Source organism: Pseudoalteromonas sp. Bsw20308, assembly GCF_000310105.2.
GTDB lineage: Bacteria > Pseudomonadota > Gammaproteobacteria > Enterobacterales > Alteromonadaceae > Pseudoalteromonas > Pseudoalteromonas fuliginea.
In genome coordinates, this window is sequence record NZ_CP013138.1 from 1,303,848 (window position 1) to 1,319,017 (window position 15,170).

At 38.5% G+C, this 15,170-nt stretch carries 14 protein-coding genes; 11 read left to right on the forward strand and 3 right to left on the reverse strand.

The annotated features are described in order from the left end of the window. Positions 1-31: 31 nt before the first annotated feature. A complete protein-coding gene (locus D172_RS05565) occupies positions 32-838 on the reverse strand; it encodes a cytochrome C assembly family protein (protein ID WP_007378359.1) in 807 nt (268 codons plus the stop codon). A 250-nt stretch (positions 839-1,088) separates the two neighbouring features. On the opposite strand from D172_RS05565, the gene ffh reads away from it, so the two are divergent. The 6 genes from ffh (at position 1,089) to tyrA (ending at position 6,063) form a co-directional block, all read left to right on the forward strand. Then, entirely contained in the window at positions 1,089-2,465 is a 1,377-nt protein-coding gene (ffh, locus tag D172_RS05570) for a signal recognition particle protein (protein WP_007378358.1), read from the forward strand. Positions 2,466-2,724: 259 nt separating this feature from the next. Further along, positions 2,725-2,973 carry a 30S ribosomal protein S16 gene (rpsP, locus tag D172_RS05575; protein WP_002962192.1) on the forward strand — a complete coding sequence of 83 codons (249 nt, stop codon included), beginning with the start codon at positions 2,725-2,727 and terminating at the stop codon, positions 2,971-2,973. A gap of 17 nt (positions 2,974-2,990) precedes the next feature. Next, entirely contained in the window at positions 2,991-3,527 is a 537-nt protein-coding gene (gene rimM / locus D172_RS05580; protein ID WP_007378357.1) for a ribosome maturation factor RimM, read from the forward strand. Continuing rightward, entirely contained in the window at positions 3,527-4,294 is a 768-nt protein-coding gene (gene trmD / locus D172_RS05585; RefSeq protein ID WP_007378356.1) for a tRNA (guanosine(37)-N1)-methyltransferase TrmD, read from the forward strand. Before rimM ends, trmD begins: the two co-directional genes overlap by 1 nt. 33 nt (positions 4,295-4,327) lie before the next feature. Next, the gene (gene rplS, locus D172_RS05590) at positions 4,328-4,687 is read left to right on the forward strand and encodes a 50S ribosomal protein L19 (RefSeq protein ID WP_007378355.1); all 360 of its coding nucleotides are present in this window, start codon (positions 4,328-4,330) and stop codon (positions 4,685-4,687) included. 242 nt (positions 4,688-4,929) lie between these two features. Then, positions 4,930-6,063: a bifunctional chorismate mutase/prephenate dehydrogenase gene (gene tyrA, locus D172_RS05595; protein WP_007378354.1), complete on the forward strand. Its 1,134-nt coding sequence runs from the start codon at positions 4,930-4,932 to the stop codon at positions 6,061-6,063. A gap of 139 nt (positions 6,064-6,202) precedes the next feature. Here tyrA and D172_RS05600 read toward each other — a convergent pair whose 3' ends face one another. After that, positions 6,203-7,363 (reverse strand): chorismate mutase, encoded by a 1,161-nt coding sequence (locus D172_RS05600; protein WP_007378353.1) that lies wholly within the window; start codon positions 7,361-7,363, stop codon positions 6,203-6,205. 361 nt (positions 7,364-7,724) lie between these two features. On the opposite strand from D172_RS05600, the gene D172_RS05605 reads away from it, so the two are divergent. Beyond that, complete coding sequence (locus tag D172_RS05605) at positions 7,725-10,745, forward strand: bifunctional diguanylate cyclase/phosphodiesterase (protein ID WP_007378352.1); 3,021 nt, start codon at positions 7,725-7,727, stop codon at positions 10,743-10,745. Between the two features lie 12 nt (positions 10,746-10,757). Here the strand turns inward: D172_RS05605 and D172_RS05610 are convergent, their stop codons facing one another. Then, positions 10,758-11,087, reverse strand: a complete 330-nt coding sequence (locus tag D172_RS05610) for a translation initiation factor (protein ID WP_007378351.1) — start codon at positions 11,085-11,087, stop codon at positions 10,758-10,760. A 135-nt stretch (positions 11,088-11,222) separates the two neighbouring features. Here D172_RS05610 and D172_RS05615 point away from each other — a divergent pair, with 135 nt between their 5' ends. The 4 genes from D172_RS05615 (at position 11,223) to D172_RS05630 (ending at position 15,164) form a co-directional block, all read left to right on the forward strand. Continuing rightward, complete coding sequence (locus D172_RS05615) at positions 11,223-11,528, forward strand: STAS domain-containing protein (RefSeq protein WP_007378350.1); 306 nt, start codon at positions 11,223-11,225, stop codon at positions 11,526-11,528. Further along, a complete protein-coding gene (locus D172_RS05620) occupies positions 11,528-13,177 on the forward strand; it encodes a fused response regulator/phosphatase (protein ID WP_007378349.1) in 1,650 nt (549 codons plus the stop codon). Before D172_RS05615 ends, D172_RS05620 begins: the two co-directional genes overlap by 1 nt. A gap of 56 nt (positions 13,178-13,233) precedes the next feature. Further along, complete coding sequence (locus D172_RS05625) at positions 13,234-13,893, forward strand: GAF domain-containing protein (RefSeq protein ID WP_007378348.1); 660 nt, start codon at positions 13,234-13,236, stop codon at positions 13,891-13,893. A gap of 80 nt (positions 13,894-13,973) precedes the next feature. Next, positions 13,974-15,164, forward strand: coding sequence for an amino acid aminotransferase (locus D172_RS05630; protein ID WP_007378347.1), 1,191 nt, complete (start codon positions 13,974-13,976; stop codon positions 15,162-15,164). Positions 15,165-15,170: the final 6 nt, after the last annotated feature.

A 15,170-nucleotide genomic window follows, 5' to 3' on the forward strand; every position in this document is an offset into this window, starting at 1 on the left:
TATTAAGCTAGAGTGAGCAAGCAGAGTCAAGTTAAAACTTATTTAGTATTACTTCTTGTATGAAACGGCTGCCAAAATAAGCAAGTGTGAGGATAAATGCAGCAATCATAATTGTAATAACGACCGGTTTTCCTCGCCAACCTTTTTTCATATGACCTAATGCAACAACAGCAAAAATTACCCACGCGATTAACGACAGTATCGTTTTATGGATAAACTCTTTAGCAAACATCCCATCAAGAAATAAAAACCCTGACAGCAATGCAAAAGTAAGAAGGATTGTCCCTAAGTTTAAAAGTTGGTAGAGCTGGCGCTCAACAACCATCAGAGGGGGTAAATGACTGTGTACAATTGCTAAATCTTTTCGTTTTAATCGCTTATCGATAAAGTAAAACTGTACGCCATATAGGGTAGCAATAATCAAAATACAGTATGCGAGTAAAGAAATAGAGATATGTGTCACTAAACCTATTTCAACATTTATACTTTGCAACAAAAGATGGTGCGGTATAAATAAACTAGCGATAGTTAGAAGTGCTGCGAAACCGTAAACAACCGGAAGTAATAGGGTCGCCGGAAACTTTAATGACACGGCTGTGACAGATACAACAATAACCCAACAGGTAAGTAAAGAGACATTAACGATACTTAAATCTTGACCATCGGATCGAAACACTGAATTCACTAACAGCAGCATGTGCGCCAATATAGCAACCGTACTTAATATTACAGTTACTTTCTGGCTAGGGCCTTGTTGATGAAACAGTCGTGATAGCACGTGAGACGTTGCTAACACATAAAATAAACTGGCAATAATAGTTAAACTAATAATCAGCATTGTGCTTGGGCCACTTAATTTGAGTCAAAAAATCCTTGTTGTTATATTGGCATTGTATTTTATAGCAAAGCAAATGGATAGACCTTAAAAAAAGAAACTCAACTAGCGGCACTTGAACACTGTATTGTCCGGCACCATTTACGGTATACTGTTTTTAATTCAAATTTAATAATATCAATATCCTTAATTGGATGGCTAAATAAAAAAGCTGTGTAATTAGATTGATATAACGTCTTATCGGAACCGATACATGTTTGAGAACCTCCAAGAACGATTAGGTAAAACCTTAAAAAATATCAGTGGTCGTGGCCGCCTAACTGAAGACAACATTAAAGACACTCTTCGTGAAGTGCGTATGGCTTTTTTAGAAGCCGATGTGGCGTTGCCAGTTGTTCGTGACTTTGTAAAGCAAGTAAAGGAACGTGCAGTCGGTGTTGAAGTTACAAAAAGCTTAAGCCCAGGCCAAGTATTTGTAAAAATAGTACGCGAAGAGCTTGAAAAAGCGATGGGTGAAGCAAACGAAGAGCTAAGCTTAAACGCGCAACCGCCTGCGGTTGTAATGATGGCTGGTCTTCAAGGTGCAGGTAAAACAACCAGTGTCGCAAAGCTTGCAAAATTTTTAAAAGAGCGTAAGAAAAAATCTGTACTAGTAGTGAGTGCCGACGTATACCGTCCTGCGGCAATTAAGCAGTTAGAAACGCTTGCTGCTGAAGTTGATGTTGATTTTTTCCCAAGTGATATCTCGCAAAAACCTGTAGATATTGCAACAGCAGCTATTTCTCATGCAAAAAAGAAATTCATCGATGTAGTACTTGTTGATACCGCAGGGCGTTTACATGTCGATAGTGACATGATGGACGAAATTAAAGACCTTCATAAAGCAATCAACCCAATTGAAACATTATTTGTTGTTGATGCAATGACAGGTCAAGATGCGGCAAATACAGCTAAAGCATTTGACGAGGCATTACCACTTACCGGTGTTATATTAACAAAGACTGATGGTGATGCACGTGGTGGTGCGGCTTTATCTATTCGTCATATCACAGGTAAGCCTATTAAGTTTATGGGTGTTGGTGAGCGCACTGACGCACTTGAACCTTTTCATCCTGACCGTATAGCGTCACGTATTTTAGGCATGGGTGATGTACTTTCATTAATCGAAGAAGTCGAGATGAAAGTAGATAAAGAGCAAGCTGCCAGAGTTGCTGAAAAAGTATTTAAAGGCGCAGGCTTTACCCTTGATGATTTTGCGGATCAACTAAAGCAAATGAAAAATATGGGGGGCATGATGTCGATGCTCGATAAGCTCCCTGGTATGTCTAACTTACCAGATGCAGTTAAAGGTCAAATGGGTGATAAAACATTTATCCAAATGGAAGCTATTATTAGCTCGATGACTAAAAAAGAGCGTGCACGCCCAGAAATTATTAAAGGTTCGCGTAAAAAACGTATTGCAGCTGGCTCAGGTACACAGGTACAAGAAATTAATAAGTTGCTTAAGCAATTTACGCAAATGCAAAAAATGATGAAAAAAATGAAAGGCAAAGGCGGCATGACCAAAATGATGCGCGGTATGAAAGGCATGTTACCTCCCGGAATGATGGGCGGCGGCCCTAAATTTTAAATATTAGCCTTTAACTATTTTTGAAAGAATAAATAAACGACAAAAAAGGAGCAAATAGCTCCTTTTTTATTGAATAAATTATGCGCGTGATACCTCATAAGCTCTAATTTTCAGTTGAGATCACGGTTTAACCTACTAAACTGCCTTTTTGCTGCACTTCTTACTTGCGTTATTGCCAAAAACTCGTACAATTCCCCAGCTCCCCATTCTGGGGAGTAAATCTTATTAATGAAAACAGTCAATCTTTATAGAGGACGGTATGGTAACTATTCGTTTGCAACGTGGTGGCGCTAAAAAACGCCCTTTCTATCAAATTGTGGTTGCGGATAGCCGTTTCTCGCGTGACGGTCGCTTCATCGAGAAAGTAGGCTTTTTTAACCCAATTGCTTCAGGTCAAGAAGAAAAAATTCGTTTAGATTTACCACGTGTTGAACACTGGGTAGGTCAGGGCGCATCTCTTTCAGATCGCGTAGCTAAGTTAGTAAAAGACGCTCGTAAAGCGGCTTAATAGGCGTAAGTGTAACCATGAGTCAAGAGAACACCTCATCAATAATTGTCGTAGGAAAGCTCGGTGCCCCATATGGTATAAAGGGCTGGCTTAAGGTACATTCATTTACTGATGATCCCATAGGGATCTTCGATTTCAGCCCGTGGTTGATAGGGCAGCAAGGTAAATGGCAGTCCTTAGAAGTGGTCGACTGGCGTCGCCACAACAAAGGCTTTATCGCTAAATTTGCGCAGGTAAACGACCGAGACGAAGCAATGGCTTATACCCATGCCGAAATCTCAATGGATTCAGCGCAATTACCAGAACTCCCGCAAGGTGAGTTTTATTGGCGAGATCTCATTGGCATGTCCGTTGTAACCGATAAAGGTTATGACTTAGGCATTGTTGATGACCTAATGGAGACAGGATCAAATGACGTACTAGTTGTGAAAGCAAACAGTAAAGACGCATTTGGTCAAGCTGAGCGTTTAATTCCTTTTTTAACTGATTCAGTTATTAAAGACGTTAAATACGATGCAAGAGAAATTACCGTAGACTGGGATCCTGGGTTTTAATGACGCAAACTAGTTCATTATGGGTAGGGGTGATAAGCCTTTTTCCAGACATGTTTGATGCAATTACCCAGCAAGGGGTTACCGGTCGCGCAGTAAAAAGTGGTTTAATTGATTTTAATTGTTGGAATCCACGGGACTACGCTTTAGATAAGCATAGAACAGTGGATGATCGCCCTTACGGGGGCGGACCTGGCATGTTAATGATGGTTGAACCATTAAAGAAAGCCATTCTTGACGCTAAAAAAGCGGCAGGTGATGGTGCTAAAGTAATTTATATGTCCCCACAAGGGCGCAAACTTGATCAGCAAGGAGCAAGCGAACTCGCAAGCTCTAAAAAACTGATTTTGATTGCCGGTCGCTATGAAGGTATAGATGAGAGAATAATAGAATCATATGTTGACGAAGAATGGTCAATTGGTGATTTTATTTTGAGTGGTGGTGAACTACCTGCCATGACATTAATTGACGCAGTAGCGCGATTAGTGCCAGGCGTGTTAGGTCATAACCAGTCAGCGGAACAAGATTCATTTTCGGATGGCTTGTTAGATTGTCCACACTATACACGACCAGAAACATTGGACGACAAACAGGTTCCTACTGTATTACTCAGTGGCAACCACCAAGAGATAGCAAAATGGCGGCTTATGCAGTCATTAGGCAGAACTTGGTTACGACGTCCTGACTTGTTGCATAACCTAGCTCTGACTGAGGAGCAAGCGGTATTACTCGCGAAATTTCAGCAAGAGTACCAAAAAGCTTGTGGCTAGAAGACAGTTACACCTAGGAAAGTGAGAAACATAATGGCAAAAGTAAACCAAAATATTATTAAAGCGCTTGAAGATGAGCAGCTTAAAACAGACGTACCTACATTCGGCCCTGGTGATACAGTGGTTGTACAGGTAAAAGTAAAAGAAGGTGCTAAAGAGCGTCTACAGGCCTTTGAAGGTGTTGTAATCGCTAAGCGTAATCGTGGTCTTCACTCAGCATTTACAGTTCGTAAGATTTCGAACGGTGAAGGTGTTGAGCGTGTATTCCAAACGCACAGCCCTCTTATTGATAGCGTAACAGTTAAGCGTCGCGGTGCAGTTCGCCGTGCTAAGCTTTACTATCTACGTGAGCGTTCTGGTAAATCTGCACGTATTAGAGAAAAACTTAACTAATACGCGCTGTTTATCAACGCAAAAAAACGGGTTGCATCCTTCGGGTTGCAACCCGTTTTGGTTTTTGTGATATTATTTCCTCAACTCTCAACTCTCAACTCTTCACCTAGCTTTCATTATCCGTAAAATTTTGGGATTAATCTTTTCTCAGTTCATCGATCCTGTTAGTATTTATCGTATTGATTAGTTTACTTTTATGTAAATTTATATTTACGTTATTTGTTTTTTAAGGTGGTATGGACGTGGCTGACATAAATGATTTAGCACAGCTAAGAGAAGGTATAGATGAATGCGATGCACAACTTGTTGCCTTACTTGCTAAACGTAACGGTATTACGCAAAAGATTGGTGAGATAAAACAACAAACAGGCGCGCCTTTACATGCACCTGAACGTGAAGCAGAGCTATTAGCAGCAAGACGACAAGAAGCAATCAATCAAAATGTAAGCCCAGATCTCGTTGAAGATATACTAAGACGCATGATGCGAGAAGCCTATCAAAACCAACAAGCAAAACTTGCATGTGCTGCGCCAGAGCTTTCACCTATTGTTATTGTGGGCGGCCAAGGTGCCATGGGTCAGTTATTTGCTCAGCAGTTTATTCGCTCAGGTTACAACGTTAAAATTTTAGATAAAGATCAGCAAAACGAAGCGCAAGATATTTTAAAGGGTGCCAAGCTAGTAATGATCAGTGTGCCAATTAACGCATTGGACGCAGTAGTTGCTAAGTTACCTAAACTAGATGATGATTGCTTACTCGTTGATATTACATCGGTAAAGCAATCACCTATTAAAGCACTAAAAGCCGCGCACAGTGGCCCTGTAGTTGGTTTGCATCCTATGTTTGGCCCTGACATATCACACTGGGTAAAACAAACAGTCGTTGTATGTGAAGGGCGAGATCACCAAGCCGCAAAAGGATTATTAGAGCAATTACAGGTTTGGGGTTGTCAGCTTGTTGAGCTTGACGCAAAAAAACACGATGAAGCAATGCAAATTATTCAAGTAATGCGTCATTTAACAACCTTTGTCTACGGACAGTTTTTAGCAAAACAAAGCCATACACTTGAGGAACTACGTAGTTGTTCATCACCTATTTATCAACTTGAATTAATGATGGTAGGGCGTTTATTTGCTCAATCACCTGAGCTTTACTCTGATATTATGTTAGCGCAGTTTGATGATGTAGAGACTTTACTCGCGCAGTATCAAGATACCTTTGCTAACACATTAGCAAAATTAAAGGCGGGAGATAAAGCAGCACTTATTGATTCTTTTGCGCAGGCTAAAGTTTACTTTTCTGACTCGACAGAACACTTTTTAACGCAAAGCAGAAGCTTATTAAATAAAGCGAATGATTCAAAAGTGCTAGATTAATATTTGTTATACCGTTTGCTTAGATATGGGGGGGGGAATCCCTCAAATTGATTAAGTATTATTACGGGTTGGTATTATACAGATTAGCACTGGTTAACTAAAAGGGCCTATATCGGCCCTTTTTGATTTATAAAATTGCTTATTGAGTATTCACGCTTACTGCCTGCAATGACTCGCTTTGGTAGCATCCTAAAATACGTACATATTGGGTGTGCTCTTTAAGTTCTTCTAGCGCTTCTTTTACTTGGCTATCCGCTAAATTTGCTTCTAAATCGACATAAAACACCTCTTCCCATGGGTTACCAGGCATTGGGCGAGACTCCAGTTTAACTAAATTAATCTTATGCTGTTTAAAAATCATTAACGCGTCAGCAAGCGACCCCGCTTGTTGTTTTGTAGACATGATCAAACTGGTCTTAGTTGGAATTTGATTTGAAACTTGCAGTGGTTTGCGAGCAACGACAATAAAGCGGCTATGGTTTTCACTTTGATTAGCAAGATTAGTTTTAATAACTTCTAACCCTACGTTTTTCCCTGCTTGCGCTGAACCAATTGCAGCACTCATTGGCGTATTTAGTGCCGACTGCAGCGCGCTTGACGTTGAGTCACAGGTTTCGTGTTGTAACTCACCTAAGCCCTGTAAAAAACGACTGCACTGCGCAAATGGTTGAGGGTGGGCGAATATTTTTGTTAATTGGCTTAGTTCTGTATTAGGTGTCGCTAATAAACAATGTTCAACGCTGTGTGTTACTTCACCAACAATAGATACTTGTGCGTGTTGGAGTAAATCAAACACCTCATTTATACTACCCGAACTGGTATTTTCAATAGGTAATAAACCAAAATCAGCTTGGCCGTTTTCTACTTTACCTGTTATTTCGTCAAACGATGTACAACCAATTTCAACTAATTTACCAGGGCGGCGGCTAAAGTATTTATGACATGCTAGCTGGCTATAAGAACCCTGACCACCTAAGTAAGTTACACGATGTGTTTCACTAAGGGCATCTGGATTAAGGTTTTTTTGTAGCATAGCTTGTTGGTGTAAAACAGAATCTTCCAAAATAGTTTGAAAAACATTATTTACGTAATAAGCATCTAAACCTAGTGATTTACCATAACCAATCAGTTTCTCTAAAAGTGCGAGTTCACGTGCTTCATCGCGAATTGGTTTATTATTAGCAATTTTGTATTCAACCACACCATGGCTAATGCGGCGGCGCTTGGCGAGCAACACAAGTAAATCTGAATCTATTTCATTTATGTCGTGTCTTAATGTATTTAATACATCATTGGTCATTTTGGTTTCCTCATTCCAAAAAACAAGCTGTTATTATGCAGCAGAAATAAAAAAGCCTCCCGGTTGGGAGGCTTTACTATTCGATTGATTTTATCTCACAAACAGGTCAGCCTCTTTTATATAAAGAAGCTAAAAAACGAAAAGGTAGTGTGAGAACAAATAATATTCATCATTACAATGTATGGAGAGTTACCATTAATGTCAACAGACAGTTATGCGAAATAATGAGTTAACTATAAATTTAATATTTATCGTTCTATTTTTTTAGAGATAAACTATAAAAAATTTATAATTACGAAGCGGATCTGGTATATTTCGGCTACTGGTTAAAAATAATAACAATTACTAATAAGGTTGACCTGTGGTGTATCGACGCCCTCCATCGCGTTTTGGTGTTAACTCACTAAGTGTAAAATTATCATTGCTAATATCTGCAATTTGTTTAATTGCGGGCGTGTGTGCGGCTGCCTTAATGCTCAAGTCAGAAGAAAAGCAACTTGTTTTTGAAGAGCACGAAGTACTTAAAGGTTCAACAGAGTTACTTGTTAAGCAATTTGATGGATTGATTAAAAGCAAAGTTAATACCGCAGAGCAGGCCAATAAAGTTGTTGCAGAGCAGCTGTTCTCTACACAAGTTTCAATTGATCTTAAAAACAGGTCTCAGTTACAGTTTAACAGTGATGGTACAATCCGAAGTGCGTCTGCTGATGGTTTATCAGCAGCTTATTTACCGCAAGAGAGTTACTCACCTTTTTATAAGCAATTAATTAACGACTCAGAATCATTATGGCGAATTATCTCCCCAACAATTATTAATGATTTTTTTAATTTTTACTTAATTACTAAAGATAACTTTATACGGATATCTCCGCCTAATTGGGCACTAAATGCACCCGCCGGATTTAAGTTCACTAAAGGGCCTACATTTAATTATGTTCAAGGAAAAACTAACCCAAGCCGTGAACCAACGTGGTCAAATGTTTACTACGATAAAGTTTGGCATAAATGGGTTATTAGTTTATTAGTTCCGATTTATGTCGATAATGAGTTTTTAGGTGTAACAGGCAATGATATTGCGCTTGATACGCTTATATTTCAGTTGCCTGTGGGCGACAAAGAAAAACATTTATTAGTATTTGATAGCAAAGGGCAGTTGTTAGCGCACCCAGAAGTAAGTTCGAGCTTATTAGCCAGTTACGGGAGTAAAGGTAAAGTACTTAAAACCTACGACTTTGTTAACCAAGAACTACAATCGATTATTAGTGATGCAACTAAAAGGAAGTTACCTGAATACGCGAATTCATTTAAGCAAAATGGTGAAGCGCATATTATTAATATCCGTAAAGTAGAAGGTTTAGATTGGTATATTGGTGTCTATAAAAAACGTTCATCGACGCTCTCAGCTCTTCAAGAACTGAAGCTTAAGTTTTTTGGGTTATTCATTCTATATGCGATTTTAGTTGCTTTATTGCTACATCAAGCACTTTATCAGCTTGTTCTTCGTCGCCTTCATACTTTAGTTTATGCAGTGACAAACTTTGGCCAAGGGAAGTTAACAACTGAATTTCCTGAAGAAAATAAAGATGAAATTGGCACATTGAACGGCTCATTTAGAGATATGGCAGTAGAAATACGCAAACTCATTGATGGCCTCAATATGCGTATTACAGAAAAAGAAATAGCAGAAAAAGCAGCTAATCGTTTATCCAAAGCGGTTGCATTTTCTGGGACTGGTGTTGTGATCACCGATGAAAACTTCTTTATAGAATATGTAAACCCTAAAATGCTTGAGATGACAGGGTATCAAGAAAGCCACTTTAGTAGAGCGCCATTGTTAAGTATTATTGCCTCCGAAATGGCCATTTTGGTTGAAGACATAGACATTGATCTGAGAAGTCGTAACTATTGGCGTGGTGATACACTTATTCAAGCTTTAGATAAACAACCCATTTGGGTTTCGCTAAGTGTTTCTCCAATTCGCGAGGACGGTGGAAAAATAACAAGTTATGTTGCGTCTGCGCAAGATATTTCATTTGTAAAAGAAAGTCAGCGTAAAATGGAGCAGTTAGCTTATTTTGACACGTTGACTGGCTTAGCAAATAGAACGTTTTTTAGAATGCAGTTACGCAAATCGATGGCACTTGCAGAAAGAGGGCATTATGCCTTTGCACTATTTTACTTCGATTTAGATGAGTTTAAACGTATTAACGACACACTAGGGCACGATGCTGGGGATCAGTTGTTAATAGAGGTGGCAAATAGGCTCAAAAAACGTTTAAGAGCAGAAGATACCATTGCTCGATTAGGCGGAGATGAGTTTGCGGTTTTACTCAGTGGTATTGAGCATCAAGAGCATGCTACCGATGTTGCGAATACGATTCAAAAAACGTTAAATGTGCCTATAAAACTTGGCAGTAATGAAGTTATTATTAGTGCCAGTATAGGTATTACAATGGCCCCTTACGACAGCCTTGAAGAAGATCAGTTGTTAAAACATGCCGACTTGGCCATGTATGAAGCCAAAGCAAAAGGGCGTAATACATTTCACTTTTATAGCCAAGAATTGGACTCTGCGGCAAATGAGCGATTATTTATAGAAAACGAACTACGACAAGCATTGAAAGAAAAACAATTTGCTGTTTACTATCAACCACAAGTCGATAGCCGAAATCAGCATGTTGTTGGCTATGAAGCTTTGCTTAGGTGGTTTCACCCAACAGAGGGGCTTATTCCTCCTACCAAGTTTATACCAATTGCCGAGGCAACAGGTTTAATTGTTGAGTTGGGTGCTTGGGTACTTCAAGAAGCATGCGATTTTGCAGTTAGATTACAAGAGAAAGGCCGAAGTAATAATATTTCGATTAACTTATCTGCTCGTCAATTTAAAGATGCTAGCTTAGTACCAATGCTTAGTAAAATGATTATTAAATCAGGGGTGTCTGCTAAGCATCTGCATTTAGAATTAACCGAAAGCATGCTAATGGGAAATGTCGAAGCAGCAATAACGCAGTTGCATGAGCTTAAGGCATTAGGTGTTTCGATTTCTATAGATGATTTTGGTACAGGTTACTCGTCTTTAAGTTATTTAAAACGATTCCCGGTCGACATATTAAAAATTGATCGTTCATTCGTAAAAGACATTCCAGAGGATAGCAATGATATGGAAATCACGGCTGCAATTATTGCAATGGCGCAAAAGTTAAAACTTAATGTGGTTGCTGAAGGTGTCGAGACGATAGAACAAATACAATTTTTGCAAAATAATAATTGTTTTATAGTGCAAGGGTATTATTTTAGCCCACCAATTACTGAGGCTGAGTTACCAAAATTGTTTGATAGGTTAAAGGATATACCTGACTTTGAAGCGTTACAAAGTGAGTAGTAAAATGCGGGTTTAGCCACCCGCAATTTTCACTTTAAATTTTAAGCCTTCGAGAATCGCTTTTAGCTTGTCTCGATCATCACCTTGAACTTCAATAGTGCCATCTTTAACTGCCCCACCTTGGCCCATTTTGCTTTTAATTGTTTTGGCCAGCTTTTTTAAATCATGATCTTTTGCATCTATTCCAACAACCAGCATAACTCCTTTGCCTTTACGTCCTTTTGTTTGACGTTCAATACGCAAAAAACCATCTTTAAAAATTTTTCCGGTACTTTCTTTTTCTGGTTTAGGCTGACTAATGCGCCCAGAATCCGTCGAATATACTAAGTGATTATCACTCATACCTAACCTACATAGATAAAATGAATTAAACAATGGCTCAAATGATAACAAATTTGCGCTAGTGTGTTTTTCTTTTTGCTAATTAGTTTTAACAGGTTATATTTAGTTTAAAGGAAATATTATTGGAACCCATATATGAACTTAACTAAGAGCACATCAGCAGATGGAACGACCTTAACAATACAAATTAAGGGTAAGTTTGACTTTAATTTAGTGCAATCTTTTCGACAAGCTTACGCTCAAATAAATGCAAATATAGTAAAAGTAATTGTTGATTTAAGAGAAACAGAGTACATGGATAGCTCGGCATTAGGCATGTTACTTAATATGAAAAAAACAATAGAAAGCCAAGTAGGTACAATTGAGATAAGTAATTGTCAGCCACAGTTACGAAAAATATTACAAATTTCGCGCTTTGATAAAAAGTTTGATATTTGCTGATGATCCATGTGCTTATTGTTGATGATCAGGCGCTTAACCGAATCTTATTAAGTAAGATGCTTGAGGAGGACGGCTACAAAATATCGATGGCGTATAACGGTCTTGAAGCATTAAAAGTGCTTGAAACACAAGATATAGATATTATTTTACTTGATGTAATAATGCCTGTAATGGATGGCTTTGAAGCAGCTCAAAAAATAAAACAACGCTTTGATGAAGTTTACCTACCGATTATTTTTATTACTTCTTTGGATGATCAAGGTAGTTTTGAGCGCTGTTTAGAAGTTGGCGGAGATGACTTTATTCAAAAGCCTTTTGAAAAAGTTATTTTGCATGCAAAAATTAAAGCGCACAGCCGCACTCGCCAACTGAGTAAAAAAGCCAATCAACAAAAAGAACTTCTTCAATATCATCACAACCAAAACGAAAGAGAGCATGAGATTATTGAACATATTTTTAATAACTCACTCGAAAATCAAGATAAATTTAAAGACCACCTCGATTTCAACCTATCACCTGCATCTATGTTTAATGGAGACATGTTTTTAGTTGCACAAAGCCCCATTGGTAACCTTTACTGTATGCTTGGCGATTTTACGGGGCATGGTTTAGCTGCTGCTATTGGTGCATTACCTGCCTCGCGTGCCTTTTATAGAATGGTAAGTAAAGGTATGGCTGTGAACGACGTCGCCTCTGAAATTAATACGTTACTTTATAACTTACTACCTGGTCATATGTTTTGTGCGGCAACAATTATAGAGCTTAGTTCTTCTGGGAAAAGCATATCGGCATGGTTAGGCGGATTACCAGATGCGTATTTAATTGATCAAAATGGTGATGTTAAGCAAGTTCTTGAATCTCAACATATGGCATTAGGTATTTTAGATGAAGATGAGTTTGAGCACGAAGTTATTCATTTTGAAACAGATCATGAAACTCGTTTAGCATTTGCAACAGATGGGATTATAGAAACAACTAATAAAAATGATGTTTTTTTTGGTGAAGAACGCTTTTTAGAAACGTTAAAAAGCAAACCCATGGTTAGCTGTGAAAACATAGTTGGATATGTGAGTGAGTTTGCGGATGGGAGCGAGCAACAAGATGATGTCAGTATTGTTTTACTTAATTGTTTGCCTCTTGCTTCGCAAGAGCAGGTTAGAGAGACGTTTTCAACGTTAGCATTTAATTTGTCGCTAAGTTTAAATGCTAAGCAAATAAAGCAAACCGATCCCGTATACGATTTAGTTAATATTTTAAGCGGGGTAGGCGGATTAAAAGATCATCGTTCAAATATATTTTTATTACTTTCTGAAGCTTATAATAATTCACTTGACCATGGCGTATTGGGTTTAGACTCAAACATTAAACTACAAGAAGATGGTTTTTTTAAATACTATGAGATGAGAGAAAAAGCCCTCGCAGCGTTGTCAGATGCGATGATTATTATAGATATGCGTTATTGCCCAGATACATTAAGTTTATATTTTATTATTTGCGACTCGGGTCGAGGTTTTAATCGTGGTGAAAGTGCACTTTCTGCGACGAATAGTGAATTTGGCCGAGGTTTGTCATTACTTAAAGAGATAGCCGAGAAAGTAACTTACAATGCCAGTGGTAATCAGGTAGAAATGTGTTACAAGTTGAGCTAGCTCTGTAAAAATATCCATGCTATTATTCTGAAAACTTTAGATGTATGGATGGCTAAATGATTTCTTCTTACCTAAAACAAGCACAACTAAGTGCAAATCCTACTTTGATTTCAACAGAGCTTGAAAAGCTTGAGTTGCATCTTACAAACACAATTTTGCCTGATGTGCGTTGGGAGTATCAAATACCTGAGCTTGGCGAGGGCGGTGCGTGTAGTTTATTTGGTTACCTACAAGATGAGCCATTCAAATTAACTGACTACCTTAAAAGTGATGAGCAAACACAGTTTAAGCTAGCTAGTCTACAAAGTATTGTAAGCTATATTGAGCAGCAAACAGGTGTCGACTGGTATGGTATTTATCAATCAACCAATACCAGTGAAGGTAAGCAATTACTCAAATTGGCTTATCATGGGGGGCCAAGTCGTCCGTTGTTCCCATTAACAGAAGCTTTTGCTGCTGGTAGCAACAATGTACAGGTAGCGTTATCTCACCATGGTCGTATTATCAATAACGTCGAGGCGTATTTATCACAAGGTGGTGAATACTACACATGCGATCCTAAAGTTAAATCAGAAACCTGCTTACCTCTATTTAACGCGCAAAATGAATGCGTTGGTATTATAGATGCAGAAGCCTTTAAAAATGACTTTTTTGATGACAAGACACTTGCCGTTTTAATTGCGTGTTGTATTAAAATTCCTCACTTTCTAGTGTAAATAACACTAGTCAATGTGATGTGCTTTTATGTTAAGCTTAGGCTAACAGCTAACCCCTAAATAACGATAAGAGATAGCCAATGTTCTCAGTATTAAAACCATTACCAACAGATCCTATTCTTGGCCTTATGGCGGCCTATAAACAAGATACAAACCCTAATAAAATTGATTTAGGGGTAGGTGTCTACAAAGATGAGCAAGGCAATACACCGGTACTCAAAGCGGTTAAAAAAGCTGAAGCGTTTCGTCTTGAAAACGAAATGAGCAAATCTTACATTGGTTTAGCGGGTAACTTAGATTACTGCCAAAAGATGGAGCAGTTACTACTAGGCGAACATCAAGCATTGCTAGCAAATCGCGTGCGTACCGCGCAAGCTCCTGGTGGTACAGGTGCACTTCGCGTTGCAGCTGAATTTATTAAGCGTTGTAATACTAACGCGACTGTTTGGGTAACTAATCCAACATGGGCTAACCATATTAGCTTGTTTGAAGCGGCAGGCTTAACAGTAAAAGAATACCCGTATTACGATTACGAAAACAAAGACTTACTGTTTGATGAAATGATCAACACACTTAAACAAGTGCCTAAAGGTGATGTGGTTTTAGTGCATGCATGTTGTCATAACCCAAGCGGTATGGACTTAAACGAAACACAGTGGAACACAGTTGCTGAACTTGCAAAAGAAGTTGGCTTTACACCACTTGTTGATATTGCATACCAAGGCTTTGGTGCTTCACTTGAAGAAGATGCACGTGGCTTACGTATTTTAGCTGATGCAGTAGAAGAGCTAATTATTTGTTCTTCATGTTCTAAAAACTTTGGCTTATACCGCGAGCGTATTGGTGCATGTTCACTAATTGCAAAAGACAGCGCAACAGCAGATATTTCAAACTCTGTAATGCTAAGCGTTGTACGTAGTATTTACTCAATGCCGCCAGCGCATGGTGCTGATATTGTTAATACTATTTTAAGCAGTACAGAGCTTACACAATTATGGCACTCTGAGCTTGATGAAATGCGTAGCCGCATAAACGGTTTACGTAGCTTAATTAAACAAAGCTTAGCAACTAAAGATATTGCGCAAGACTTCTCATTTATTGAACGTCAAAACGGTATGTTTTCTTTCTTAGGTATTAATAAAGAGCAAATTGCTCGCCTACAAAAAGAATACGGTATTTACATTGTTGGTTCAAGCCGCGTAAATGTTGCGGGTATTAGTCATTCAAATATTGAATACTTTTCAAATGCTGTAGCTGACGTTTGTAAATAAACGCAG